Source organism: Mycobacterium sp. P2_H7, assembly GCF_056403275.1.
The window spans coordinates 49709-75114 of record NZ_JBFUFU010000010.1 but is presented as its reverse complement, the minus strand read 5'-3'; the positions used below and the strand labels follow the sequence as shown (position 1 = coordinate 75114).

Genomic DNA, 25406 nt, shown 5'->3' with positions numbered 1-25406 from the left:
GGGAGGCCCACCGTGAGTACCGAATCTGCGAGCGTCCGCGAGATCGACACCGGAGCGCTGCCGGACCGCTATGCCCGCGGCTGGCACTGCCTCGGGCCGGTCACCGATTTCCTCGACGGCAAGCCCCACGGCGTCGAGATCTTCGGCAGCATGCTCGTCGTGTTCGCCGACTCGAACGGCGAGGTCAAAGTCCTCGACGGGTACTGCCGTCACATGGGCGGCAACCTGTCCCAGGGCACCATCAAGGGTGACACCGTCGCGTGCCCGTTCCACGACTGGCGCTGGGGCGGCGACGGCAAGTGCAAGCTGGTCCCCTACGCCAAGCGCACCCCGCGGCTGGCCCGCACCCGCGCCTGGGAGACCGACGTGCGCGGCGGCCTGCTGTTCGTGTGGCACGACGCCGAAGGCAACCCACCGCCGGCCGAAGTGCGCATCCCCGAGATCCCCGAATCCGTCAGCGACGACTGGACCGAATGGCGCTGGAACTCGATGCTCATCGAGGGCAGCAACTGCCGCGAGATCATCGACAACGTCACCGACATGGCGCACTTCTTCTACATCCACTACGGACTGCCGACGTACTTCAAGAACGTCTTCGAAGGCCATGTCGCCTCGCAGTACCTGCACAACGTCGGCCGTCCCGACGTGAACGACCTGGGCACCACCTACGGCGAGGCGCACCTCGACTCGGAGGCCAGCTACTTCGGCCCGTCGTTCATGATCAACTGGTTGCACAACAACTACGGCGGTTTCAAGGCCGAGTCCATCCTGATCAACTGCCACTATCCCGTCAGCCAGAACAGCTTCATGCTGCAGTGGGGCGTCATCGTCGAGAAGCCGAAGGGCCTCGACGAGAAGACCACCGAGAAGCTGGCCCGCGTGTTCACCGAGGGCGTCAGCAAGGGCTTCCTGCAGGACGTCGAGATCTGGAAGCACAAGACCCGCATCGACAACCCGCTCCTGGTCGAGGAGGACGGCGCCGTCTACCAGATGCGCCGCTGGTACCAACAGTTCTACGTCGACGCCGCCGATGTCACCGCGGACATGACCGACCGCTTCGAGATGGAGGTCGACACGACGGCCGCCAACGAGAAGTGGCATGTCGAGGTGGAGGAGAATCTCAAGCGCCAGGAAGCCCAGAAGGCCGAGCAGCCGGCGGAGGCGTGAGTCCATGACCCAGACGCCCGATGTCGACAGGCTGGCCCGCTCGATGCTGGAGTTGCTCGGCCACGACGACGACGATCACGATCACGCGGGCGGCACCACGTCGGCGTCCGGATCATGGTCCAAGGCACCGGATTTCGCTGACGACCCACGCCGCGCGGCCGCCGTCCGGGAGGCCACCGCGCGCGACCGGGAACGGTATCTGACCTCCGGCCTGGTGTCGGTGGACTGTCGGTTCTGCCATGTCGCGGTACAGGTGAAGAAGCTCGGCCCGGAACAGACGTCGGTGCAATGGAGCAGCGAGGCCACCCAGCGGTGTGCCGTGTTCAGTGAGATCAGGGACGCCGGTGGGGATCCCGCCCGTGCCCGGTCTTGTCCGAAGCTGACGGACTCCATCAAGCATGCCGTCGCGGAAGGCTGCCTGGAAGAAGTGTCGACCGCACCCTCGCCGGGTGACGGCTAACGTTACCGCTGCCGACCGGTCACGCCTTCACGAAATCGTAGATGCGGTAGACGATGTCACCGCTCTCCACCTGGTTGTACAGCCGGGCGCCTTGCACACCGGCGATGTCGCGAGCCACCCCACGGATCGGCCTGGGCATGTGCTTGGCGATCAATTCGGTATGCCGGACCGTGTTCTTCTCCAGACCCCGCAGCACCTCCGCTTCGATGGGACGTTGCGACAGCTCGGTCAGTGACCAGTCGTCGAGGTCCTTCTCCCACTGCTGCAGATCATTCCCCGTCCCGCCGCGCAGATCCGCATACAGGAAGTGACCGCCGGGACGCAGCACCCGCGCGACCTCGGCGAGGAACTGGGTGAAATGCGGATAGAGGTGCGCCGCTTCGACATTGATCACCGCATCGAACGACCCGTCGGGGAACGGCAGATGTTCGGCGTCGCCGTGCACGAACGTCAGATTCGGTAGTTGGTGATGTGCCTTGCAATACGCGATGCCCGCCGGATTGAGGTCCAGTCCGGTATAGGAGGCCGGCTTCATGTAGCGACTGACGTAGGACGCCGCACCCCCGTGCCCGCAGCTGACCTCGAGGACATCCTTACCGGCCAGCTCGATCTGGTCGGCGGTGCGGTGATACAGCTGGATCGAATAGCGGTCGACCTCGTCGGCCGCCTCCAGCGGGATACCCATCGGGGGATCCTCCTCGTAGCCCCAGTTCAGGAAGTGCAGATCGTCGTCACCCAAACTCTTGGTGAGAATGCGATAGCCGTAACTGGACACCAATTTGCCAAAATGTCGGTGTGAGATACCGACAACCCGCATCAGCCAGTCCCGGCGATAGGGTTTGGTCGAAGAAGTCGTCATGTCAAAGCACTATGGAGCACTTCTGTGAGCTTCGCCACATGAGTGGGGATTCGCAGCCGGACGTCTTTGCCATCACAACAAGCACATGTTCCGGTCGCAACCAATTACAGGCCTGGTTGCCAGGATCCGCGCGGCGAAATGACTCGTCAACGGCCCGTTCCCGGATCTGCCCGATAGCATCAGGCATGCCGTCGCGGAAGGCCGTCCGGACAAAATCCCGAATGCGGCCACCGCGGGTGAATTCCGTCATCGGCGTCCTCGCATGTGCGCTCGCGCTGACGGGCTGCACCCGCTTCGTCGACACCGCCCTGCCGCAAGCTGCGCCCAGAGTGGGCCCGATCATCGCCGCACAGGTCGGCGACCTACTCAGCGAGCACGTCCAGAGCAAGGACGGCAATCGGTTCGTCACCGTCGAGCCCAAGTCCTGCGCCGGCGTGGCCCGGGAGCAGGACGCGCCCTTCATCGTCGACCGCCACCCCGTCGTCACCGACGGCGGACACTGGGTCGCGATGGACGGACGCGAGGTCTACATCGAGGAGATCGCCGCCGTCTACCCCTCGGACTTCGATCCGAAGGCCGCGCTTGTCGGGGCCCACGCCACCATCGAATCCTGCCGGGATACGCCGTTCCTCGTGACCAGCATGAAGGGCCGCGAGTACCACTTCACCATGGACCCGCGCGTCGACTCGGACTCACCGAGCATCGTGGCGTGGTCCTTCCACAGCGCCGACTGGGGCTGTGACAACGCGTTCGTCGCCGCGTACAACGCGGCTGTCGAGATCACCGCTTGTGGTCCCGTCAACGGCTACGACGTCGGCGCGCTGGCCAAGGACACACTGAAACGCATTGAGCTGCTGGTGAATACGACGGCGTGACGGTCAGAGCCCGTTGAACCGCGCCTTGACCTGCTCGGCCGTCAGCCCGTAGTCATCCAGTGAATAGGTGTGCTTCGGCGCGCGCGGCCCCTGCTGGCTCTCGGCGTGACTGTCGGCGATGGCCAGGCGGGCCGCGTCGGTGAAGTCGATCCCGAAGGTCTGGTAGATGCCCTCGACGGCGCCCACCGGATCTTTGATGAACTCGAAGTAGTCCACATCGCAGAACTGAGCCGGATCATGCTTGGCCCGTTCGGCATCGAAGAGTTCCAGTCCTCGCGACCAGGTCTCCATCGAGTCCGCGCCGATGACATCGCCACCGAAGGTGTTCGACCAGCCTTCGGTGGTGTGCTGGGCCAGTGAGCACATCGACGCCATGATCGTCTCCGCAGGTCGGTGGCACTGCACCACCAGCGCATCCGGGTAGGTCGCGAACAGTGCATCGAGGGCGAACAGGTGACTGGGATTCTTGAGTACCCAGCGCTTCTCGGGTTCGTTGAGCCCGATCAGCTGTAGATTGCGGCGGTGCCGCGCATAGGACTTGGTCCAGTCCTGACGGGCCAGCCACCGCGAATAGGTGGGGATGTGCGCGAGCGTCTCGTACGACACCGAGTGCAGCGACTGGCGCAACAGCTGCCAGCACTCCTCGACCTCGTCAGCGGTCATGTAGTGCAGGCCGGTGTAGTCCGGGTTCTCCTCGTGCGCCTTGGTGAACTGCGCGTCGAGCTGCTGGAAGACCGGGTTCTGCGACCAGGTTTCGCGCGGCGGGCGGGGTTGCGGGAACTCGGCGAGCCACAGTTCCAGGCCCTGGTGTCGCGGGTCGGCCGTGAGCAGCCGGTGGATCACGGTGGTGCCGGTGCGGGGCAGGCCGGTGACGAAGATGGGCCGCTCGATCGGTACGTCGGCGTGCTGCGGATACTGTTTGAACGCCGCCTCGGACACCAGACGGGCCACCAGGGCGTTGCGCACGAAGAAGCGCTGCATCTTGCTGCCGAACTCGGTGAGGTCGGCGTCGCGCTGATAGGACTCCAGCAGCACGCCCAGCGCTTCCTTGTAGTTGTCGTCGTCGCTGCCGAAATCGTCCAGCCCGCAAGCCTTTACCGCGGATGCATGCAGGTCCTCGACGGTGCCTACGTTGGTTCGTGACATCAGTACTTGTACTCCCCGCAGTTGACGTCCAACGTCTGCCCGGTGATACCACTGGACAGATCACTGGCCATGAAGAGGATGGCCGAGGCCACCTCGTCCTCGGTGGGCAGTTTCTTCAGATCGCTGTTCACCGCAGCGGCCTTGTAGATCTCGTCCACGGTGGTGCCGTATTTTCCGGCCTGGTGTTCGAAGTAGCCCTGCAGTGTGCCACCCCAGATATATCCGGGCAGAACGGAATTCACCCGGATTCCGGCGCCGCCGAGCTCGCTGGCCAGCGACTGGGACATCGCCAGCAACGCGGACTTGGCCAACTTGTAGGCGCCCTGCTTGGGGTCGGAGTGCCGGACCACCATCGAGTTGACGTTCACCACGGAACCCTTGGCCTCGGTGAGCGCCGGGGTGAAGCCCTGGATCAGCCGCAGCGCACCGAGCACGGTGAGCTCGACGGTCTCGCGGATGTGGTCGAAGCTCGTCTTGGCGAACGGTTTCATCGACGGCACCCGGAAAGCGTTGTTGATCAACACATCGACCTTGCCGTACGCCGCGAGCGACTCCGACACCAGATTGGCGACCTGCGCATCGTCGGTGATGTCGGTACCGATGGCCACCGCGCGCCGGCCCAGTGCGGTCACCTGACCGGCGACCTCTTCGAGGCGTTCGACCGTACGGGCGGCCAGCACCAGATCGGCCCCCTCCTCGGCACATCGACGGGCCAGGGTGGTGCCGAGCGCAGGCCCGACACCGCTGATGACGACAATCTTGTCCTGCAACAGACCTGTCATGGTCAACCCACCATCCTCTCGCCGATCAGCTTCTGGCGCAGCGCAATCCGTGCCCGCCAATCGTCATCCGAGATCTTGTTCGCTTCGTGGTACGGCAGCGTCGCCGGTACATCGGTCAGTGCGACCACCTCAAGGGTCGGGCCGTCGGTCTCGGTCAGCTCGCGCGACACCCGCTGCCAGCGGAACTGCAGATAGCCCTTGCCGTGGCCGAGGGTCTCACACCAGTTCGTCACGCCGGGGTTCGCCTCGGAGACGACGATGCGGATCTTGCCGTCCGGATCCGCTTGGGCCTGAGTGCCGTTCAGCGAGGTCTGGTGATTGATGTAGTCCAGCGAGATGTACCACAGGCTGCCCAACTGGAAGCCGAGGTACGGCGCATCGGTGACCGGCAACGTGATGACGATCGCTTGATCGGGCGCGAGGTCGTAATGCCCCACCGAGGAGTACTGGGTGGCCAGCCCGCCGGGCGTCAATCGTGGTGCGGTCAGGGTGTTCACCGGAAGGTTGTCGTAGAACCATTTCGGGAACTGCAGCCACGTCTTCACGCGCTGCACCAGTTGCTTACCCGCGACGGCATAACGCTTTTCGATCAGCTCGCGGCTCAGCGGTTCCGGTGCGGTGCCTGCGGTGTCGGCGCGGGCAATGGCGAAGGTTCCCCGCGCCGCGGACCAGTCGTTGTAGACCTCGCGGATCACCAGCTGGGCGGGCTTGTCCGGGGTGAAGCGCCACTCGAAGGTGCCGTCGGCGGCGATCTCCAGCTTGCGGTCGTCGAACGCCGTCTCACTGTCGGGGACCACCTCGTCGGTGTACTCCCCGCCGATCAGCTGGAAGCTGACATCGGTGGTGGTTCCCCGCCGGCCCGTCACCACATATTCGTGGCCGGGCTGCACCCGCGTACCGAAGTACATGGTGTCCGGGTTGTCCAAACCCATCTTGGTGAACGGGCCGGTGCCGCTGTGCAGGAACGGGTGGTCGCGGTCATAGTCGAAGGCGACGTGGGTGCAGGCGGCGATGCAGCCTGCCAGGTACTGCAGACCTTCGAGCAGGTCGGCTTCGGATTCGATGAACGGGGCTGCGGCGACGAGGCGTTCGGCCTCGCCGACCGCATCGATGAACGGCTGCGAATACATTCGGGAGCACGCCTTTCACGGTCCATTATTGGACCGCATCGGTAGACATTCCGACTGAAGACTAGAACGTGTTCCAGTCGGCGTCAACGGCGTCTCCGGTCGATATATGGAACGGCTTGGTACATTTCTGACATGCCTGACACCGGCCGCGCCTCTCCCCCCACCGCTCGGGTGGTCGCCGTCCTGGATTTCCTGGCCCGCCATCCACACCAGCAGTTCGGCCTGTCCGAGTTGGCCAGACGAGTCGACCTGAGCAAGCCCACCTGCCTGGGCATCGTCACCACCCTGACCGGCGCCGGATACCTGGTGCGCGACCACACCGACAAGACCTACCGGCTGGGCCCGGCGCTGATCAGCCTCGGCCACACCGCCCAGGAATCCATGCGGGTCAGCCCCGCCGCCCGGGCCGAGCTCGGGCGCCTCAGCGAGAAGTTCGATGCCACCGCCGCACTCTCGGGGATCGTCGATGACCGCATCACCCTGCTGGAGCTCGTCACCCCGACGGGTACCCCGCCGACCGTGCGGGTGGGTCAGAGCTACCCGTTCGCTCCGCCCGTCGGGCTGATGTTCGTGCTGTGGGACGAGCAAGCCGTACGGGACTGGCTGGCCAAGGAACCGACCATTCCGCTGCGCACCGACAGCGACCGCCTGGAGCGCGTCATCGCCGAGTGCCGGACGACCGGCTATCTCGTGGAACGGCTCACCCCCGGCGGCCGGCGGCTGTACGCACTGATGGCGGGGATGTCGAGCACGCTGCCCGCCGAATTACGGGCCCTGCTGGGCGAATTGGTGTCCGATATCGGTGAGCGGGTGTATCTGCCGAGCGAGGCAGGTCCGCGGGCGCGGCACGACATCAGCGTCATCGCCGCTCCGGTGTTCGACCACCACCGGCGCCAGGTCATGGTGGTCTCGCTGCAGATCGGGTATGCCCTGACCGACAGCGAGATCACCAAACGCGCGCGCGTCGTGATGACCACCGCGGCCGCCCTGACAACGCAGCTGGGCGGGTCGAGTCCGGCCTAGACCTCGGCGAGGACGGCGAGCGCGTCCGTCGGGGACACCTGCAGGTCGCACCGCTCCTTGTACGCGGTGAGCGGCGCCTGGATGGCACGCAGCTCGTCGGCTTGCTGCGGATGGTCCTTGAAGTACCCGTCGAACTGCCCGACCGCGACGAACGCCGGCTGCCGGGTGAAGTCGATCAGTGCCGCGTTCACGTCGGGGTGCGCGGCGAAGTACACCGACAGACCCTTGCTGACCGAGGTGATGGTGTCGGCCAGGCCGGCGGCGGTGCAGTCACCTGCTGCCGGCGCAGCGACGGGTGCCGTGGTGGCCGGAACCTCCGGTGTGTTCGGGGTTTCCGGGCTTTCGGGATCGCCCCACGCGGTCGGCATGCCGAGCACCGCTCCGGCGGCGCCGGCCATGAGGAGGCCGAGGGCGGCACGCCGGAAGATCTCGATACGGGCCATGTTGTCCACTCCTTTGCTGCGGGCCGCGCAAGGATGTCCCCGGCCCTGTAGAGCACTTCGCCTCAGCAAACTCAGCCGTTACAGGAGTGGCAAAACTCGCTGGTCAGTCGACCACCGGATGTGCTGCGATGAGGCCATGACGTATCCGGCGTGGCCACTGTCCGGCCTGGAAGTGAACACCCCGACGGTCACCCTGCGCCATATCAGCGACGAGTTGGCCGCCGAGCTGGCGTTGCTGGCCGCCCAGGGCATCCACGACCCGGCGACCATGCCGTTCTCGGAGCCCTGGACCGACGCCCCTTCACCCCAGCTGGAACGCAACAGCCTGCAGTACTACTGGCGGTGCCGGGCGGAGATCACGACCGCGCATTGGGACATCCCACTCGCGGTGATCTCCGGCGGACGGGCGGTCGGGGTGTGCACGGTGCATGCCGAGGAGTTCCCGGCCCGCCGATCGGTCACCACGGGATCGTGGCTGGGCCGCGCGTACCAGCGTCGCGGGATCGGGCGGGAGACCCGCCACGCTGCGCTGCATCTGATCTTCGCGGGCTTCGGCGCCGACGAGGCCACCACCCGCGCCTGGCATGACAACGCTGCCTCGCTGGGCGTCACCGGGTCACTACCCTATGTGCGCACCGGCACGACGCAGGAGGCCCGCCGCGGCCGGCCGGACACCATGCTGGCCTTCGCGATGGATCGCGCACAGTGGAACACCATCCGCCGCAACGATATCGAGCTCACCGGTATCGAAGCGGTCGCCGCGCAGCTGGGGTTCTCGTCAACGTACCCCGGCCAGCGCGAACGGCAGGACGGCTGACGCGCCGGCCTGACGCACCACCCGCGTCGCCATGGTCAGCGTCCATCCGGTGTCGGTCAGATCGTCGACCAGCAGCACCGGGCCTTCGCCGAGGTGGGTCGGCGGCACCCAGGCGTCGAGCAGCCCAGCCACCCGATAGGCCGAATTCGCCGCGCCGACAGGTCGATGCGTCGCGCTGTACTGCAACACCCCCAGGTCGGTGAGCCGGCCGATCTCGGCCAGTCGGGCCGCGGTCGAGCGGATCAACTGGGGCCTGGTCGCCGAATCCAGAGCGAGGACCGCGGTGGGCCGTGTCTTCCAGTCCCATGCCTTGAGTACCGCGATCACCGCCTGCACCAGATCGTCGGGCACCTCACCGTCCGGACCGTCCAGCAGCCGCCGCAGCCTGCTGCCCCAACCCAGATCGGTGAGCCTGCCGATGACGCGACCGGGCTCGGCGCCGTCGTTGATGCGTCCGGACAGGTCGATCCCCAGCGACGCCAGCCCCGTGGGCCATTGCTTGCGCGCCGCGAGTTCCACGCCGGGGCGCATCAACTGTTCGCGCGCCGACTCGGCCGCCGAGACGTCGACGGCGCTGGGGTAGCGCGAGCCCGCGCAGTTGTCGCAGCGGCCGCACCGGTGACCGTCCTCCAACTCGGGATCGTCGAGTTGGCTGCGCAGGAACGCCATCCGGCACCCCGTCGTCGCCTGGTAGTCCAGCATCGCCTGTTGCTCGCGCTGACGCGCTTCCTCCAGGCGCCGGTAGCGCGGCTCGTCATAACCCCACGGTTGACCGGTGCTGATCCAGCCGCCCTTGACCCGGCGCACCGCGCCGTCGACGTCAAGGACCTTGAGCACCATCTCCAGTCGGGACCGGTTCAGATCGACGAGCGGTTCCAGCGCCGCCGTGGACAACGCCCGGTCCGGCTCCAGGGCGCCGATCACGTTGCGCACCATGGCTTCCGAAGGAAACGCCACCGAGGCGAAGTAGCGCCATACGTCCGCGTCCTCACGGCCGGGGAGCAGGATCACCTCCGCGCTGGCGGTGGCACGGCCCGCGCGGCCGACCTGTTGGTAGTAGGCGATCGGCGAGGACGGCGCACCCAGGTGCACGACGAACCCGAGGTCGGGTTTGTCGAATCCCATGCCCAGCGCCGAGGTGGCGATCAGGGCCTTGACCCGGTTGGCCAGCAGGTCGGCCTCCAGTTGCTCCCGCTCGGCGGTCTCGGTCGATCCGGTGTAGGCGGCCACCGGGAAACCGCGCTCGCGCAGCAACGTGGCGATATCGTGGGCCTGGGACACCGTGAGGGTGTAGATGATGCCCGAGCCGGGTAGCGATTCCAGTTGCGCCGCAATCCATGCCGCGCGTTGCGCAGGGCCGCCGGCCTGTACCACCGACAGCCGCAGCGACTCGCGGTCCAGCCCGCCGCGCAGCACGACGGTATCCCCGCCGCCGACACCCAATTGTGAAGCCACATCGTCGACCACACGATCATTGGCGGTGGCCGTGGTCGCCAGAACCGGTATATCGGAACCCAATTCGGCGATCAGGGTCCGGATACGCCGGTAGTCGGGACGGAAATCGTGACCCCAGTCCGAGACGCAGTGCGCTTCGTCCACCACCACCAGGCCGGCGTCGGCGGCCAACGCCGGCAGCACCGCGTCCCGGAAATCGGGATTGTTCAACCGTTCCGGACTGACCAGCAGCACGTCGAGCTCGCCCGCGGTCACCCGCTGGTGAACGTCCTGCCATTCGGTGACATTGCTGGAGTTGATCGTCGCGGCCGCCACCCCCGCTCGCTGCGCGGCGGCCACCTGGTTGCGCATCAACGCCAACAAGGGCGACACGATGACCGTCGGACCCCGCCCGCCTGCCCGCAGCAGCTTGGCGGCAATGAAGTACACCGCGGACTTTCCCCAGCCGGTACGTTGCACCACGAGTGCCCGCCGTCGCCCGACGACCAGCGCTTCGATCGCGGTCCACTGGTCGTCCCGCAGCACCGCTTCCGGGCCGGCGAGCTGAGCCAGGATGGCTTGGGCGTCAGTACGCGTAGGTGTTGACAGGCTTGGGGATGGGGACGGCACGGGTGACCTCCAGCGTCGGGATGAAGTGGGTGGATGGGTTGGAGGACCCCGGGACGATGCGCCCTTCGACGCGCAGCCAGGTGTCATCGGGATGGGCAGAAATGTTGCCGGACAGATGGATCCGGGCCAGTTGCGCGTCCGCGGCACAGCAGATGATGACCACACGTGCCAGGTCGGCACCCATCGTGAAACCGGTGGTGGCGATCGAACGGTTGTCCAGACTGTGTGTGGAGTCGGCGGCCGCACGCATCAGCACTTCCGGCAGCGACACCGTGCCGTCCGGCGGCAGCGGCGGGAAGGGTCGCAGAGGCGGCTGGGTTGCTGCTGTCGACTCGGGTGTCGCGCCGACCACGCCCACGGCCGGCACCGTCACAAAAGCCGTGAGCGCCAACGGGATCAGCAGCAGCCAAGCCATGTCGCGGTGACGGTGGTGTTCGCCCGCACCATGCCGGGCGTCGGCGACGAAGCCGACCAGCCCCAGCACCACCAGAAGCACCGACGCGGCGATGAGCCACGGCAGCAGACCGGGTTTGACGAAGTTGAGGTAGGTGCCCTTCACCACCAGCAGTCCCGCACTCAGGCCGATCAGCAGCACCAGGGTGTTCTGCGTGACCCGGGTCATGACCCGGTCCCCAGCGCCAGCAGGCCCACCACGGTGGCACTGGCCGTCGCCACCACCAGCGTCACCGGTGCGAACCGGACCGCGAAGGCCCGGCCGAACATGCCGACCTGCATGGCGAAGAGTTTGACGTCGATGGCGGGGCCGACCACCAGGAACACCAGCCGGGGCAGCAGCGGCAGCATGGTGAAACCGGCCGCGACGAAAGCGTCTGCCTCCGAACACAGCGCGAGCACCACCGCCAGCACCGCCATCGAGACGATCCCGACCACCAGATTGCCTGCCACATGCTCGAACACCCACGCCGGGACGAACGCGCGCAACAGGCCCACCGCGGCGGCACCGATCACCAGATAGCCCGCCGACTGCAGGAAGTCGTGCCGGGCGGCGCCGCTGAAGACCGCCCAGCGCGGTGCCGAATCGTCATGCAACGTCGGCAGGGTACGGGTAACCCACTCGGTGCGGCCCCAGCGCTGCCACAGCAGACCCATGGTCACCGCGGCGAGAAGCGATGCCGCACAACGGGCGACCACCATCTGCGGCTGACCGGGGAACGCAACGGCGGTGGCCACCAGGACGACCGGATTGATGGCCGGGGCGGACAGCATGAATGTCAGCGCCGCACCGCCGGTGCCCCCGCCGAACAGCCGGCGCGCCACCGGAACCGAACCACACTCACATCCCGGCAGGGCTGCGCCGCCCACACCGGCCGCGGCGACGGCGAGCACCGGTCTGCGCGGCAGCCAACGCTGCAACCGCTCGGCGGTGACGAAGGCCGCGACCAGCCCGCTGACGATGACGCCCAACACCAGGAAGGGCAGCGCCTGGACGAACACCCCGCAGAAGATGGTCGCGGCGGCCGCCAGCCGTGGATGCGTGGCCAGCACACCGCTGACCGCACCCGCCGACAGCGCCAGCACGATGAGGCCGACCAGGAGGAACTCCAGAGAGCCCACTCGGCGGCGAGTTGACTCGGTGGTGGCCATGCCCCCATCTTGCCGGGGCCTGCTGACAATCAGGCGTTCGCGGCGTCCTGCTCGCGCTTGATCTCCAGAGCGATGTCGATGAGTTGGTCTTCCTGGCCACCGATGAGCTTGCGTTGCCCGACCCGGAGCAACAGCTCGTGGGCGGGTACGCCATAGCGTTCACCCTGGCGGACCGCGTGCTTGAGGAAGCTGGAGTACACCCCGGCATAACCCATCACCAGTGCGTTGCGGTCCAGCAGGCATTCGGCCGGCATCGCGGGAGCCACCACCTCTTCGGCGGCGTCGGCGATGTCGAAGAAGTCGATACCGGTCTTGACGCCGATCTTGTCGAACACCCCGACCAACGCCTCGACCGGCGCGTTGCCCGCACCGGCGCCGAAGCGACGGCAGGACCCGTCGATCTGCTTGGCCCCGGCGCGTACCGCCTCGACCGAATTGGCCACGCCCAGCCCCAGGTTCTCGTGGCCGTGAAAACCGACCTGAGCATCGTCACCGAGCTCGGCAACCAGCGCGGCCACCCGGTCGGCGACCTGGTCGAGCACCAGCGCGCCCGCGGAGTCGACGACGTAGACGCACTGGCAACCGGCGTCGGCCATGATGCGCGCCTGGGCGGCCAGCTTCTCCGGGGAGATGGTGTGGCTCATCATCAGGAACCCGACGGTCTCCAGACCCAGTTCGCGGGCCAGCCCGAAATGCTGGATGGAGACGTCGGCCTCGGTGCAGTGCGTCGCGATCCGGCAGATCGAGCCGCCGTTGTTCTGCGCTTCCTTGATGTCTTCCTTGGTGCCCACACCGGGCAGCATCAGGAAGGCGATCTTGGCTTCCTTGGCCGTCTGGGCGGCGAGCTTGATCAGTTCCTGCTCAGGGGTTTTGGAGAATCCGTAGTTGAAGCTGGAGCCACCCAGCCCGTCGCCGTGGGTGACCTCGATGACCGGAACACCCGCGTTGTCCAGCGCCGCGACGATCGCGCCGACCTCGTCCTTGGTGAACTGGTGCCGCTTGTGATGGGACCCGTCGCGCAGCGACGTGTCGGTCATCCGGACGTCCCAGCTCGCATCGAACCAAACTTCTGCACTCATGCTTGCGCACCTCCCGAGACCGACGCCCGTTCCCTCGCGATTTCTTCGCCGACCTTCGTGGCCGCGGCGGTCATGATGTCCAGGTTTCCAGCGTAGGGCGGCAGGTAGTCCCCGGCACCCTCCACTTCCACGAACACGGTGACGACGTGGTTGCCGCCGTTGACCACCGACGGTTCGTCGAACTGCGGTTCGTTGAGCAACCGGTAGCCGGGCACATAGGTCTGCACCTGCGCCACGACGTCCTTGATCGACGCGGTGATCGCGGCGTGATCAGCGTCCTCGGGAATCGCGCAGAAGATGGTGTCGCGCATGATCATCGGCGGCTCGGCCGGGTTCAGGATGATGATGGCCTTGCCCTTGGCCGCCCCACCGATATCGCGCACGCCTGCGCTGGTGGTCTTGGTGAACTCGTCGATGTTGGCCCGGGTACCCGGCCCGGCGGACGCCGAGGACACCGACGCCACGATCTCGGCGTAGGGGACGTCCACGACACGGGACACCGCGTACACCATCGGGATGGTGGCCTGCCCACCGCAGGTGACCATGTTGACGTTCGGCGCATCCAGGTGCGCGCGCAGGTTCGCCGGCGGGATCACCCCGGGCCCGACGGCCGCCGGGGTCAGGTCGATGGCGCGGATACCGGCTGCCTCGTATCGCGGCGCGGCGTCGCGGTGCACGTAGGCGCTGGTGGCCTCGAACACCAGATCCGGCAATTCGCTCTGCGCCAGAAGCCAATCCACGCCTTCGGCGCTGGTTTCCAGGCCCAGCTTGCGCGCCCGGGCCAGACCCTCGGATTCGGGATCGATCCCGATCATCCAGCGCGGTTCCAGCCAGTCCGACCGCAACAACTTGTACAGCAGGTCGGTGCTGATGTTGCCCGACCCGACAATCGCCACTGAAGCCTTGGCAGCCATAAAAACGTCCTCTTAACTCGAAAACATCACTCAAATGAAAGTTTGACTGAACCTAGTCCGTCGAAATCTGCTACGAAATCGTCACCCGGACGTGCATCTATCGCACGCATGCATGCACCCGGCAATACGATGTCCCCGGCCTTGAGGCGCACCCCGAACTGGTCGACCTTGCGAGCCAGCCAGGCCACCGAGGTGACGGGATTGCCCAGCACAGCGTCACTGCGGCCTTCCGCGACCACCTCACCGTTGCGTTTAAGCACAGCGTTTATGTTTTTGATGTCAATGTCCTTGGGCGACACCCGTTCCGGCCCCAGCACCCACCCCGCGGAGGACGCATTGTCGGCGATCGTGTCGCACAACTTGATCTTCCAGTCGGTAATGCGGGTGTCGATCAGTTCGATCGACGGCGCGAACGCCGCCGTCGCGGCCAGCACGTCGTCCTCGGTGCAACCCGCACCCGGCAGATCATCGGCGAGAAGGAAGCCCACCTCCACCTCCACGCGCGGGTACAGGAACCTGCCGACGGGAACCGGGACGTCTTCGTAAACCTGCATGTCAGCCAGCAGATGGCCGTAGTCGGGCTCGTCGACGCCCATCATCTTCTGCATGGCCTCCGAGGACAGACCCACCTTGTGCCCGATCACCCGGGCACCCTCGGCGACCCGCTGCCGGATGTTGATCAGCTGGATCTCGTAGGCGTCCACCACGTCGATATCCGCATACCGGTCGGTCAGCGGGGTGGTCGGGATCCGGCTGCGCTCGGCCTGGGCGAGATCCGCCGCGAGCTCGTCGCGTACCTCAACACTCAGCATTTAGGTGAATTCCCCTCATCACTTTGACCGGCGCAGTTGTACCCAGGCCGGGCCATTCTATAACGTGTTCTACATGACTGGACAGGAGTACGACGTCGTCGTGGTCGGCAGCGGCGCTGCCGGCATGGTCGCCGCCCTCACCGCTGCTCACCAGGGTCTCTCGACACTAGTCGTTGAGAAGGCTCCGCACTACGGCGGTTCGACGGCACGATCGGGCGGCGGCGTGTGGATCCCGAACAATGAGATCCTCAAGCGTGACGGGGTCAAAGACACCGCCGACGCCGCACGCAAATACCTGCACACGATCATCGGCGACGTGGTGCCCGCGGAGAAGATCGACACCTATCTGGAGCGCGGCCCGGAGATGTTGTCGTTCGTGCTCGCCAACTCCCCGCTGAAGCTGTGCTGGGTGCCGGGCTACTCCGACTACTACCCGGAGACCGCGGGCGGCAAGGCCACCGGGCGGTCGGTGGAACCCAAGCCGTTCAACGCCAAGAAGCTCGGGGCCGACGAGAAGGGCCTGGAGCCGCCGTACGGCAAGGTGCCGCTGAACATGGTGGTGCTGCAGCAGGACTACGTCCGCCTCAACCAGCTCAAGCGCCACCCGCGCGGCGTGCTGCGCAGCATCAAGGTCGGTGTGCGCTCGGTGTGGGCCAACGCCACCGGCAAGAACCTGGTCGGCATGGGACGCGCCCTCATCGCGCCGCTGCGCATCGGTTTGCAGAAGGCCGGCGTGCCGGTGCTGCTGAACACCGCGCTGACCGATCTTTACGTCGAGGACGGCGTGGTCCGCGGCATCTACGTCCGCGCCGATGGATCGCCGGAATCGGCTGAGCCGCAATTGATCCGGGCCCGTAAGGGTGTCATCCTGGGCTCCGGCGGCTTCGAGCACAACGAACAGATGCGGGTGAAGTACCAGCGCGCGCCCATCACCACCGAGTGGACCGTCGGCGCCAAGGCCAATACCGGAGACGGCATCCTGGCCGCCGAGAAGCTGGGCGCCGCACTGGAACTCATGGAGGATTCGTGGTGGGGGCCGACGGTCCCGCTGGTCGACGCACCGTGGTTTGCACTGTCCGAGCGCAACTCCCCCGGGTCGATCATCGTGAACCTCAACGGCAAGCGGTTCATGAACGAATCGATGCCCTACGTCGAGGCCTGCCACCACATGTACGGCGGCCAGTACGGCCAGGGTTCGGGCCCCGGCGAGAACGTGCCGGCCTGGCTGGTCTTCGACCAGCAGTACCGCGACCGCTACATCTTCGCGGGATTGCAGCCCGGACAGCGCATCCCGAAGAAGTGGATCGAGTCCGGCGTCGTCATCAAGACCGACACACTGGCCGAGCTGGCCGAGAAGACCGGCCTGCCCGCCGAAGCGCTGAACGCCACCATCGAACGCTTCAACGGCTTCGCCCGTGCCGGGGCGGACGAGGACTTCCACCGTGGCGAAAGCGCGTATGACCGCTACTACGGCGATCCGACCAACAAGCCGAACCCGAACCTGGGCGAGATCAAGAACGGCCCGTTCTACGCGGCCAAGATGGTGCCCGGCGACCTGGGTACCAAGGGCGGAATCCGGACCGATAACGACGGACGCGCGCTGCGTGATGACAACTCCGTGATCGACGGCCTCTACGCCGCGGGTAACGTCAGCTCGCCGGTGATGGGTCACACCTATCCCGGCCCTGGCGGGACAATCGGGCCCGCCATGACCTTCGGATACCTGGCGGCGCTCGCCATTGCCGCGGCCGGAAAGGGCTGACATGCCGATCGATGTCGAGAAGGCACTCGCTGCCGACCTGGAACCACTCGAATTCTCCTGGACCAGTAGCGATATCCAGCTGTACCACCTGGGGCTCGGCGCGGGTGCCGATCCGATGGATGAGCGCGAGCTGCGCTATCTGACGGACAACACCCCGCAGGTGCTGCCCACCTTCGGCAATGTCGCGGTCAGCTTCCACATGACCGAGGCGCCGACGGTGCAGTTCCCCGGTATCGACATCGAGCTGTCCAAGGTGCTGCACGCCAGCGAGGGCGTGACGGTGCCCCGACCGATCCCGACCAGCGGCAGAGCCTGGTCGAAGCAACGCTTCACCGAGATCTGGGACAAGGGTAAGGCCGCCGTCATCGTCAGCGAGTCGACGGTGACCGACGAGTCCGGCACCGTGCTGTGGACCACGAAGCGCTCCATCTTCGCCCGCGGCGAAGGTGGCTTCGGCGGCGAGCGCGGGCCCTCGACCTCGGTGGAACTACCCGACCGGGCCCCCGATGCCGAGATCGCCCTGCCGACGCTGCCCCAGCAGGCGCTGCTGTACCGGCTGTGCGGCGACCGCAATCCCCTGCATTCGGATCCGGCGTTCGCCAAGGCCGCCGGTTTCGACCGGCCCATCTTGCACGGCTTGTGCACCTACGGCATCGGATGCAAGGCGATCGTCGATCACTTCTTCGACGGGGACGTAACCCAGGTGGGTTCCTACGGTGCACGATTCGCCGGCACGGTGATTCCCGGTGAGACGTTGCGGGCCAACATCTGGCGCCACGAAGGCAAGCTCATCGGGGAATTGACCGCACCCAGCCGGGACGACGCGGTCGTGCTGTCCGGCGTGGAGCTGATCCCGGCGTAGCCGGTATCGATTCCGCTAAACGCACAGGCGGCTCTCCCGGCCTGGACGCCGGACGAACCGCGTCGACGTGACCCAGTCCACGACGCGCTCGGCGGACTCGATCCACGAATAGCGTCGCGCGTTCGCGCAGCCTCGCCGCCTGAGATCGTCGGCGAGTCCGATCTCCGACTCGAGCCGGTCGAGCTGAGCCAACAGCATGTCTGGATCGTCCGGGTCGAAATAGAGTGCTCCGTCGCGGCACACCTCCGGTATTGCCGCCGAGTCTGAACACACCACTGGACAACCCAGCGTTTGCGCTTCCAGCGCCGGCAAGCAGAAACCCTCATAGGTGGAGGGCACGACGAGGGCCCGCGAGTGCCGGTAGAGCCACACCAACTCGGCATCGGTGACCCGTTCCACGACCACCGCTAGGTCATCACATAGCTGGGCCGCAAGCGAATTCGTGAGATCGTCCGCCGCTCCGACGATGACCACCCTGCGCCCAGAGCCCGTCATCGCCGTCACCGGTGCGTGGAGATTCTTGTGCCGGGACGGACTGCCGACTACCAGGTAGTGATCACCGCCGGGAATCGACTCCGGACGTTTCGGGCACACACCCGCCAGCGAATCAGCCGAGCCGCCTGCCACCATGAACCGGTCGACATCGATCCTCAGCACATCGCACCATTCGTGTGCGCTGAACTCGGACACCGTCATCAGGCCGTCGGCGGCGCGGGCGAGGATCCAGTACAGCGCATGCTGCGCAACGACGGATGCCTTCCGGTACCCCAGAGGACATCGAAACGCTGTGGCGGCATGCATGGTGACCAACTGTCTGCGTTTGATCAGCGGTGCCGAACCGGCGAAGTTCAGCAAGAGCCGACCACCGGTAACCATCGGCAAGTAGAACTGTTCAAAGATGCTGCCCGAGAACGGAGCTCGGCGGATCTCGACACCACTGTCGGCGGTCCATGACGGCAGCGGCGCAACAGCATCCGCTGGAATATGCAGAACGAGATCGCACCGGCCGGTTTCTGCGATGGCCATGACCATCTCCGCCGAGAAGCGGCCTGCTCCCGGAAGGTTCTGCGCCAACCACTTTCCGTTGATGTGGAGCTGATCCATGGTCTGGTCCTTCAGATCTAGGAGTCCGCACCCCGGTGCGACAGCCCTCGTGGAGAGCATGCACTCAATATCGGACTCCGGCGGCCGCAGGTATATAGGCCCGAAGATCCAATTCTCAGCTGCACCCGGACTGGATCTCCGGGGTGGCCACGGCATAGTTCGTCGGGTGAAGAAGTGCTGCGGCCTCGGCGCGGGTGCGGACACCGAGCTTGGTCAGCAGGCTGTGCACGTGGTTCTTGACCGTGTGAACGGCGATACACAGCTGAGCAGCGATTTCGCGGTTCGACAAGCCCATTTTCAGCATTCCGAGGATCTGTGCCTCACGGGCGGTGAGAACCAGTTCTTGCACGTCGGGTTGCCGTTCTGAGGCGAGCGCGGCCAGTCGGCGAAGCAGGATCGCCGAGACTCGCGGTGAGCAAGAGGGTTCACCTGCGGCGACCTTTCCCATCACGTCGAGTAGTTCTTCGAACGACTCAGTACGGGTGTGGTACGCGGTGGCGCCCGCCTCGGCGCACTCGATGACCCCGTCGTCGTCGTCGTCGGAAACACCCAGAATGACCACCCGTACATCCGGATCGGTTGCCAGTGCGGTTCGCAGCAGTGCCTCACTGTTACGGGTTGCGATGTTCAGCAACATCAGACAGCCCGGAATGTCCCGGATGGCGGTGGCCAACGTGAGCAGGTCCCAGGCACAGCACGCGGCCGGCGTGCCGTTTGCGGCCAGTGCCGCGGCCAGACTGTCCCGATGCAGCACGCAATCGTCGACGATCAGGATCTTCATTTCGTGAAGCGTCTCCAGGACCGTCGGCGAATGCACAGTCGCCACGCCACTACCGGCCAGGGCGGCCAGGGCGGCCAGATCACCGAACACCGGCGCCGCCGCCGGCCGCCGGCCGTGCTGCGCCTGGTCGCCGCCGGTTACCCGGCTATCGGGTAATACCAGCTCATCATCGGTAGGAACTGTTCGCGGCGCAACCGACCCGAAAGCCCTCATACCAATACCTCCGTTGAACGACCTCGACCGCAAGGGCTTGCGGTCGAGTGGTGATCGAACAACCGAGCGCTGCTGCGCGTACCGCTGAGACACTTCGGACGACCATACGAACGATTACCGCGGTGCGGGTTGGTGGTCATCCCATCGCGTGGCATCGGCCGTACGATCTTCTGAATGTCCGGATGTTCGAGTAGTTGCTTCTGACTCAAACGACCAGGGACTGGGGCGGCTTGACCACACACACGCTAATCCAGGCGATGAAGTTTCCGCAACGGATTTGACAACCCCGTCAGACGTTTTTCCCGAATGCAACTAACGTAGCTGAATCCGCATCTCAATGTCGAGTGGGCAAACCGAGGAACGCGACATGTAGTGTCATACGTGCAATCGATGCAATATCACGATGGTCCTGCACCGGTTCCACGGGAAGCGGTGACCTGATGACCACCACGATGGACCGGGGAACCGGATCTACCTCGGTTTGCTCCGTCTGGTGATCGACGGTGATCGATCAGATATCCGCGCCCGATTCCTGGCAGCGCTCAGACAGGCACCGGCGGACACCCGCGGCCCCGTGCAACTGTGCAGGGCATGCCTGGAAACACTGCCGGTGCAGCGCGTCGGGATCTCCGTCATATCGGGCGACAAGGGACACGAATTCCTCAGTGCGAGTGACGATGTCGCCGAACGTATGGAGTGGGCCCAGATCGCCTTGGGGCAAGGGCCCGCGGTGGACGCCTTCACCCTCGGCGGCCCCGTCTCCACGCCGGATGCGGCCGGACCGAGTTCCGGCTGGCCACTGTTCGCGCAGGAGGCCGAAGCGGCCGGCATCGGGCCGGTGCACGCGTTGCCGTTACAGCTCGGGGCGATCCGGGTCGGGGTCCTAAGCCTCTACCTTGAACCCGCGGGGGAACTGAGCAATCGCGATTTCGCCGACGCGGTCGCGGTCGCGGTCCTCATCACCTACCTGCTACTTGCATCCGGGACCACAAACGAGCTGGATCCGCTGGATCATTGGTGGGTTCAACCCCGATCGTCCCGGGAGATCCACCAGGCCACCGGGATGGTGGTCGCACAGCTCGGGGTGAACGTGCGCGACGCCTATGCGCGCTTGCAGGCATATGCCTTCGCCCAGGGCCGCGGGCTCGACGACGTAGCAGCCGAGGTCGTGCACGGCCGTCTGCACATCGACCCGGATACCGCGGGCGACCAGATACCGCGGCCTTGACCATACGTCTTAACCAGGAAGCCGCACCGTGGCAGAATACCGGAAGGAGCAATGTGGATCGTTACGAGGGGTTGGCCCGCGCATTCGTGGGACTGGCAGACACGCTGGTCGCAGACTTCGACATGGTCGAGTTGGCCCAGCAACTCGTGGAGAATGCGATGGCATTGCTACCGATTGACGCCGCGGGAATAGTGCTCGCCGACGTGCATGGTGACTTCCAGGTGCTGGCTTCCAACAGCGAACAAACCCGCCTGCTGGAGCTCTTCCAGATCCAGAATGACAACGGTCCGTGCCTGCTCTCCTACCGAACCGGAGAACCGGTGGTCGTCGAGGATCTGCGTGTCGACATGGCTAGCTGGCCGGAGTTTGCCGACCGGGCCATCGACTATGGCTTTCTGTCCGTGCATGCCCTGCCGCTACGTTTGCGCACAGATCGCGTCGGTGCCTTGAACCTGCTTCGCGCCGATGTCGGCAAGATGTCGGACACCGATGTCGCGATCGGTCAGGCGCTCGCCGACGTGGCAACCATCGGGATCGTCCATCAACGTATCGCCTCGCAATCGGATGTCCTGAATCAACAGCTGCAAACCGCGTTGAACACCCGGACGGTCATCGAGCAGGCCAAGGGCGTCATCGCCGAACGAGGCCGGGTCGACATGGACGGGGCCTTCAACCTGTTGCGCGGTTACGCCAGAAGCACCCACCAGCGCCTTGCCGAGGTCGCACGGGCGGTCGTCGACGGCGCCGACACCGCCGCCATCCTCAACCCCGGCTGACAGGTGCGCGAGTGCGGGTGCCGAACATTGACCGTCCGACACCAGCACCCACCTGCGTGACGAAAGGCTAAGTACCACTTCCATTTCCGCCGGGGTTGCCCTGCGATGCACCGGTACCGCCCGCCCCACCGCCGCCGCCGGTGCCGCCGGTGTTGGAGGTGCCACCGGACGCGTTGCCGCCGCCGCCGCCGTTACCGCCTCGTCCGGCCACCGGGCCGCCCTTGCCGCCCGCACCGCCTGCGCCGCCGGTATTGGTTCCTCCACCGGTAGCGGTGCCACCGTCCCCGCCCTTGCCGCCGCGGCGGACGCCGCCGCCCGAGCCGCCGGCACCGCCCTTGCCTGCTTGGGAGACCCCATCGGTGGAATTGCTGTTGCCACCCTTGCCGCCCCCACCGCCGGTGCCATTGGTCGTCCGTGCGCCGGCTCCGCCACTGCCACCTGTGGCCGTGGTTCCGGTGCCTTCTGAGACGCCGATACCGCCGCCACCGCCACCACCACCCCCACCGTTGGTCGCCCCGCCACCGGCGCCACCCGCGCCGCCGGTCGAGTTTCCGTTCTTGGAGGACGCGAAGCCGCCGTCACCGCCGGTACCGCCGTTGCCGCTCATCAACCCGCCCTTGCCACCCTTACCGCCGGTGACTCCGGTGACGTCAGCGGAACCTTGATCGTCGGCGGGGGCCTGGTTGTAGCTGTCGCCTGCCTGACCACCCTTGCCGCCATTGCCGACGACGGCTGCGCTGCCGCCGTTACCGGGTGTTCCGCCGGCACCGACGCCCCCGTTGGCGCTGCCGTATCCGGCCATCCCGCCGTCACCGGCGTCACCCATGACCGTGTTGCCTCCGGCTCCACCCGCGCCGCCGGTGGCGGTACTTCCGAGATCGTAGGCCTCGGCGAACCCGCCGAGGCCGCCGTCACCGGCGTCTCCCATGGTGGCGCGCCCGCCGGCCCCAGCGGCACCTCCGGTGGCGTTGCCGCTCACCGAGACTGCACTACCACCCTGCCCGCCCTTCCCCGCGTTGCCGGCGATCACACCGCCCCGGCCACCCTTACCCGCAGCTGCACCTGTGGCGTCCAGCGGGACCAGATCCTCCGGGATCTGAGACTGGATGTCATCGCCGCCCTTGCCGCCGGCACCACCTTTGCCGAACATGCCGGCATTGCCGCCGGCACCACCTGCGGTGGCGGCGGTGACCAGCGCCCCGGTCGTCGCGTCGTACACCGCGCCGACGCCCGCCGATCCGGTGCCGCCGTTGCCGAAGAGCAGTCCGGCGTTGCCGCCGCGCCCGCCGAAGGCGCCGCTGCCCCCGTTACCCCACAGCAACCCGCCGTTGCCGCCGTTGCACGGCGCGGTGCAGGTGAGCGGATCGGCGTTGAGACCGTTGCCGATCAGCCATCCGCCCGGGCCGATCATCGGTCGCATCTTCACGTTGGTCACGGCCGCGGCCAGCGCTGTGGGTGTCGGTGAGCCCGCCGCCCCGAGCACGCCACAGCCGGTGAGCGGAAGACAATTCAGGTCTTGCGGACTCAGCGCGTACTCGGTCGATACCAGCTGCACTTGGGCGGTGACCGGTGCAGGGGCCCCTGGCGGGGTTGCGAGCAGGACGCCGATCCCGACCATCGCTGCTCCGGTGAATCCGGTGGTGATGTACTGGCGGGCCGATATCCGCGGCGCGCACATCCATTGTTTGGACAAGGTAGGAACCTCCTCGGAATGACGCCTGTCGGCACCCGGCAGACATGGCCTCGTTTGCTGATTTGACCCGATACATCCACGGCTTCCGTTCCCCTACAACGGTTCGCAGTTAGCCGAGCACCCCTTCACTATCGGTGTCCGGGACGGGCCCGTACATGAGCCATCGGAGCCATCTTCAGCTGAACCCGGACTAGTTCCAGGGGCACCGTGAGGTTCGGCGAACTGCCTGCCGGCGATCGGTTCTCGTTGCAATCAGCGCAGATGCGCAGCCGCACTGAACTATTGAGGCTCGCTAGGCCCATTTTCCGAGTCGCGGAGGACCAGTCACCACGTACCTCGGGTACTAGTTCCCTTGCCCACAGTTCAGGATCTGCTGCAGTGGAATGATTTTCATTCCAGCCACGGCAGGCGACACGCCCTCAGGCGCTGCCCTAAGGGAGGTCGGTGATCCAGCGTGTTTCGTAACCCGCAAGTTCGATCCGCCGACCGTCCACGCCTGCGGCGATCGGCGCTCCGGTGGTGTTGACAATCAACAGATTTCGTTGCGACTCAAGCGAGAGTAGGCCGTTGACCATGGATACCTTCCGTCGGTCGGATCCCGGCGGGAACGACACGGCGAGGCGTTGCAGGACGTCGGTAAGAAAGGGCAGCGGATGGCCGCCGTCGGCATTCCCGGTGTCGGTCCACAGACATGTCACACAGTCCGCGCCGCCGGGACGCGGATTCCAGTACAGGACCGTGTCCGCTCCGCTACCTGCGAGCTGGATCATGGCGGCCACCCGCAAGGCGACCACGTGCTGCGCCGACCAATCGGGATCGGCCGGCTGGACGTACCACTCCACCCACCAGATGGGCAGGTCCACCTGTTTTCGGAGCCACGTGCCGACGGCCCCGAATTTCTCCAGCGCCGCGAACTCGTTCTGGACACCCGGACCGGTGGTGGCATGCCCGTCCACTGCCACGAAGTCGGCCCCCTTGCGGTGCACTTTCCAGTACACGAATGCATCGAGGACTCGTTGGTCCACCGCACCCCACGAGCCACGCAACCCAGGCGCGCTGTGGGATACATCGAACGGCTGGGCGAAGTCCAGGTAGGGCCCGCCGACCTGGTTCGCCGGATTCACCGCCTTCAGCGCGTCGTAGACCGAGTTGTACAGATCGGTGTATTCCTTTGCCTCCCAGCGCTTGCGCTCATCATCGAAGAATCCTTTGAACTCGTTCCAGACGATGAAATGCCGAACGTAGGGGTAGCGTTTCGCCACCGCTGCGGTCAGAGCCGCGAAATCGGCGAAATGCTCCGGTAGCGGGGCGGCCTCCAGGCGGCTCCAGTCGGTCGATCCGGCAGCCCCGCCCTTCATCCAGTCGGGGGAGCAGCACAGGATGAGTACCGGAACACCCCCGGTGCGGCCAATGAAAGCCATTCTGCGGTCCAGGCTGGCGAAGTCGTATACCCCGGGGGAAGGCTCGGGGTTGTCCGCGCCGAAGCCCATGATGTGCTGGGCCTGCACCATCGGTACCGCTCCGACCGTACCTTCGGCGGTCGCCACCGCGGCCGGCTCACCATCATCGGCACTGAACTGCGTGTGGGTGAATCCCCATCCAGGCCAATGTGTGTCAATAATTCCGTGGGCGGCGGGGCGCCCGGCGGACGACAGCCACACCACCAGTACCAGCGCCGTCAGGACGGCCACGGTGGTCAGCGCGACGGTGAACCAGCGCCGCCGCTTGCCGGGGCCCTGCGTTACCCGGATGTGCCGTGCCATGGCCTGCCCCGGTTGAATGGGCGCCTCGTCACGATTCCAGGTTCTGGA

At 66.1% G+C, this 25406-nt stretch carries 25 protein-coding genes; 10 read left to right on the top strand and 15 right to left on the bottom strand.

Translation table 11 applies throughout. The features are described from left to right. Window positions 1-12 precede the first annotated feature (12 nt). Window positions 13-1167, top strand: coding sequence for a 3-ketosteroid-9-alpha-monooxygenase, oxygenase component (locus tag AC1DY7_RS15590; RefSeq protein WP_477494611.1), 1155 nt, complete (start codon window positions 13-15; stop codon window positions 1165-1167). Window positions 1168-1171: 4 nt separating this feature from the next. Next, window positions 1172-1627 carry a hypothetical protein gene (locus AC1DY7_RS15585; RefSeq protein ID WP_477494610.1) on the top strand — a complete coding sequence of 152 codons (456 nt, stop codon included), beginning with the start codon at window positions 1172-1174 and terminating at the stop codon, window positions 1625-1627. A gap of 19 nt (window positions 1628-1646) precedes the next feature. On the opposite strand, the gene AC1DY7_RS15580 is transcribed toward AC1DY7_RS15585, so the two are convergent. Beyond that, window positions 1647-2444, bottom strand: a complete 798-nt coding sequence (locus AC1DY7_RS15580) for a phthiotriol/phenolphthiotriol dimycocerosates methyltransferase (RefSeq protein ID WP_477495044.1) — start codon at window positions 2442-2444, stop codon at window positions 1647-1649. A 263-nt stretch (window positions 2445-2707) separates the two neighbouring features. Here AC1DY7_RS15580 and AC1DY7_RS15575 point away from each other — a divergent pair, with 263 nt between their 5' ends. Next, the gene (locus AC1DY7_RS15575; protein WP_477494609.1) at window positions 2708-3361 is read left to right on the top strand and encodes a sensor domain-containing protein; all 654 of its coding nucleotides are present in this window, start codon (window positions 2708-2710) and stop codon (window positions 3359-3361) included. Window positions 3362-3364: 3 nt separating this feature from the next. Here AC1DY7_RS15575 and AC1DY7_RS15570 read toward each other — a convergent pair whose 3' ends face one another. The 3 genes from AC1DY7_RS15570 to AC1DY7_RS15560 are packed head-to-tail and all read right to left on the bottom strand — an operon-like array spanning window position 3365 to window position 6419. Beyond that, on the bottom strand, window positions 3365-4507 hold the full coding sequence (locus AC1DY7_RS15570; RefSeq protein WP_477494608.1) for a sulfotransferase family protein: 1143 nt from the start codon (window positions 4505-4507) through the stop codon (window positions 3365-3367). Then, complete coding sequence (locus AC1DY7_RS15565; protein WP_477494607.1) at window positions 4507-5289, bottom strand: SDR family oxidoreductase; 783 nt, start codon at window positions 5287-5289, stop codon at window positions 4507-4509. Before AC1DY7_RS15565 ends, AC1DY7_RS15570 begins: the two co-directional genes overlap by 1 nt. A 2-nt stretch (window positions 5290-5291) precedes the next feature. Further along, complete coding sequence (locus tag AC1DY7_RS15560; RefSeq protein WP_477494606.1) at window positions 5292-6419, bottom strand: hypothetical protein; 1128 nt, start codon at window positions 6417-6419, stop codon at window positions 5292-5294. A gap of 132 nt (window positions 6420-6551) precedes the next feature. Between AC1DY7_RS15560 and AC1DY7_RS15555 the strand changes: the two genes are divergently transcribed. Next, window positions 6552-7442 carry an IclR family transcriptional regulator gene (locus tag AC1DY7_RS15555; RefSeq protein WP_477494605.1) on the top strand — a complete coding sequence of 297 codons (891 nt, stop codon included), beginning with the start codon at window positions 6552-6554 and terminating at the stop codon, window positions 7440-7442. Here AC1DY7_RS15555 and AC1DY7_RS15550 read toward each other — a convergent pair. After that, complete coding sequence (locus tag AC1DY7_RS15550) at window positions 7439-7885, bottom strand: hemophore-related protein (RefSeq protein ID WP_477494604.1); 447 nt, start codon at window positions 7883-7885, stop codon at window positions 7439-7441. The genes AC1DY7_RS15555 and AC1DY7_RS15550 overlap by 4 nt on opposite strands. Window positions 7886-8021: 136 nt before the next feature. Here AC1DY7_RS15550 and AC1DY7_RS15545 point away from each other — a divergent pair, with 136 nt between their 5' ends. Continuing rightward, a complete protein-coding gene (locus tag AC1DY7_RS15545; RefSeq protein ID WP_477494603.1) occupies window positions 8022-8702 on the top strand; it encodes a GNAT family N-acetyltransferase in 681 nt (226 codons plus the stop codon). On the opposite strand, the gene AC1DY7_RS15540 is transcribed toward AC1DY7_RS15545, so the two are convergent. From AC1DY7_RS15540 to AC1DY7_RS15515, 6 genes are read right to left on the bottom strand one after another with little or no spacing between them, the layout of a single operon-like run. Then, complete coding sequence (locus AC1DY7_RS15540; RefSeq protein WP_477494602.1) at window positions 8664-10766, bottom strand: RecQ family ATP-dependent DNA helicase; 2103 nt, start codon at window positions 10764-10766, stop codon at window positions 8664-8666. The genes AC1DY7_RS15545 and AC1DY7_RS15540 overlap by 39 nt on opposite strands. Further along, window positions 10723-11388 carry a TIGR03943 family putative permease subunit gene (locus AC1DY7_RS15535; RefSeq protein ID WP_477494601.1) on the bottom strand — a complete coding sequence of 222 codons (666 nt, stop codon included), beginning with the start codon at window positions 11386-11388 and terminating at the stop codon, window positions 10723-10725. Before AC1DY7_RS15535 ends, AC1DY7_RS15540 begins: the two co-directional genes overlap by 44 nt. Beyond that, window positions 11385-12371 carry a permease gene (locus AC1DY7_RS15530; protein WP_477494600.1) on the bottom strand — a complete coding sequence of 329 codons (987 nt, stop codon included), beginning with the start codon at window positions 12369-12371 and terminating at the stop codon, window positions 11385-11387. Before AC1DY7_RS15530 ends, AC1DY7_RS15535 begins: the two co-directional genes overlap by 4 nt. A gap of 29 nt (window positions 12372-12400) precedes the next feature. Beyond that, window positions 12401-13450, bottom strand: coding sequence for a 4-hydroxy-2-oxovalerate aldolase (gene dmpG / locus AC1DY7_RS15525; protein ID WP_477494599.1), 1050 nt, complete (start codon window positions 13448-13450; stop codon window positions 12401-12403). Then, complete coding sequence (locus AC1DY7_RS15520; RefSeq protein ID WP_477494598.1) at window positions 13447-14364, bottom strand: acetaldehyde dehydrogenase (acetylating); 918 nt, start codon at window positions 14362-14364, stop codon at window positions 13447-13449. The genes dmpG and AC1DY7_RS15520 overlap by 4 nt, the downstream gene beginning before the upstream one ends. 26 nt (window positions 14365-14390) lie before the next feature. Continuing rightward, window positions 14391-15176, bottom strand: coding sequence for a 2-keto-4-pentenoate hydratase (locus tag AC1DY7_RS15515; protein ID WP_477494597.1), 786 nt, complete (start codon window positions 15174-15176; stop codon window positions 14391-14393). Window positions 15177-15249: 73 nt separating this feature from the next. Between AC1DY7_RS15515 and kstD the strand changes: the two genes are divergently transcribed. Beyond that, window positions 15250-16938, top strand: a complete 1689-nt coding sequence (kstD, locus tag AC1DY7_RS15510; protein WP_477494596.1) for a 3-oxosteroid 1-dehydrogenase — start codon at window positions 15250-15252, stop codon at window positions 16936-16938. A 1-nt stretch (window position 16939) separates the two neighbouring features. Then, window positions 16940-17800, top strand: coding sequence for a MaoC/PaaZ C-terminal domain-containing protein (locus tag AC1DY7_RS15505; protein WP_477494595.1), 861 nt, complete (start codon window positions 16940-16942; stop codon window positions 17798-17800). 15 nt (window positions 17801-17815) lie between these two features. Here AC1DY7_RS15505 and AC1DY7_RS15500 read toward each other — a convergent pair whose 3' ends face one another. Both AC1DY7_RS15500 and AC1DY7_RS15495 read right to left on the bottom strand, forming a co-directional pair. Next, entirely contained in the window at window positions 17816-19060 is a 1245-nt protein-coding gene (locus tag AC1DY7_RS15500) for a glycosyltransferase family 4 protein (RefSeq protein ID WP_477494594.1), read from the bottom strand. After that, window positions 19020-19685 carry a LuxR C-terminal-related transcriptional regulator gene (locus AC1DY7_RS15495; protein ID WP_477494593.1) on the bottom strand — a complete coding sequence of 222 codons (666 nt, stop codon included), beginning with the start codon at window positions 19683-19685 and terminating at the stop codon, window positions 19020-19022. Before AC1DY7_RS15495 ends, AC1DY7_RS15500 begins: the two co-directional genes overlap by 41 nt. Before the next feature lie 30 nt (window positions 19686-19715). Between AC1DY7_RS15495 and AC1DY7_RS15490 the strand changes: the two genes are divergently transcribed. The 3 genes from AC1DY7_RS15490 (at window position 19716) to AC1DY7_RS15480 (ending at window position 21902) form a co-directional block, all read left to right on the top strand. After that, on the top strand, window positions 19716-19841 hold the full coding sequence (locus AC1DY7_RS15490; RefSeq protein WP_477494592.1) for a hypothetical protein: 126 nt from the start codon (window positions 19716-19718) through the stop codon (window positions 19839-19841). A 550-nt stretch (window positions 19842-20391) separates the two neighbouring features. Next, the gene (locus AC1DY7_RS15485) at window positions 20392-21126 is read left to right on the top strand and encodes a GAF and ANTAR domain-containing protein (RefSeq protein ID WP_477494591.1); all 735 of its coding nucleotides are present in this window, start codon (window positions 20392-20394) and stop codon (window positions 21124-21126) included. A 122-nt stretch (window positions 21127-21248) separates the two neighbouring features. Continuing rightward, complete coding sequence (locus AC1DY7_RS15480) at window positions 21249-21902, top strand: GAF and ANTAR domain-containing protein (protein ID WP_477494590.1); 654 nt, start codon at window positions 21249-21251, stop codon at window positions 21900-21902. 67 nt (window positions 21903-21969) lie between these two features. Here AC1DY7_RS15480 and AC1DY7_RS15475 read toward each other — a convergent pair whose 3' ends face one another. Further along, window positions 21970-23595, bottom strand: a complete 1626-nt coding sequence (locus AC1DY7_RS15475; protein WP_477494589.1) for a hypothetical protein — start codon at window positions 23593-23595, stop codon at window positions 21970-21972. Between the two features lie 431 nt (window positions 23596-24026). Beyond that, on the bottom strand, window positions 24027-25358 hold the full coding sequence (locus AC1DY7_RS15470; protein ID WP_477494588.1) for a xylan 1,4-beta-xylosidase: 1332 nt from the start codon (window positions 25356-25358) through the stop codon (window positions 24027-24029). Window positions 25359-25406: the final 48 nt, after the last annotated feature.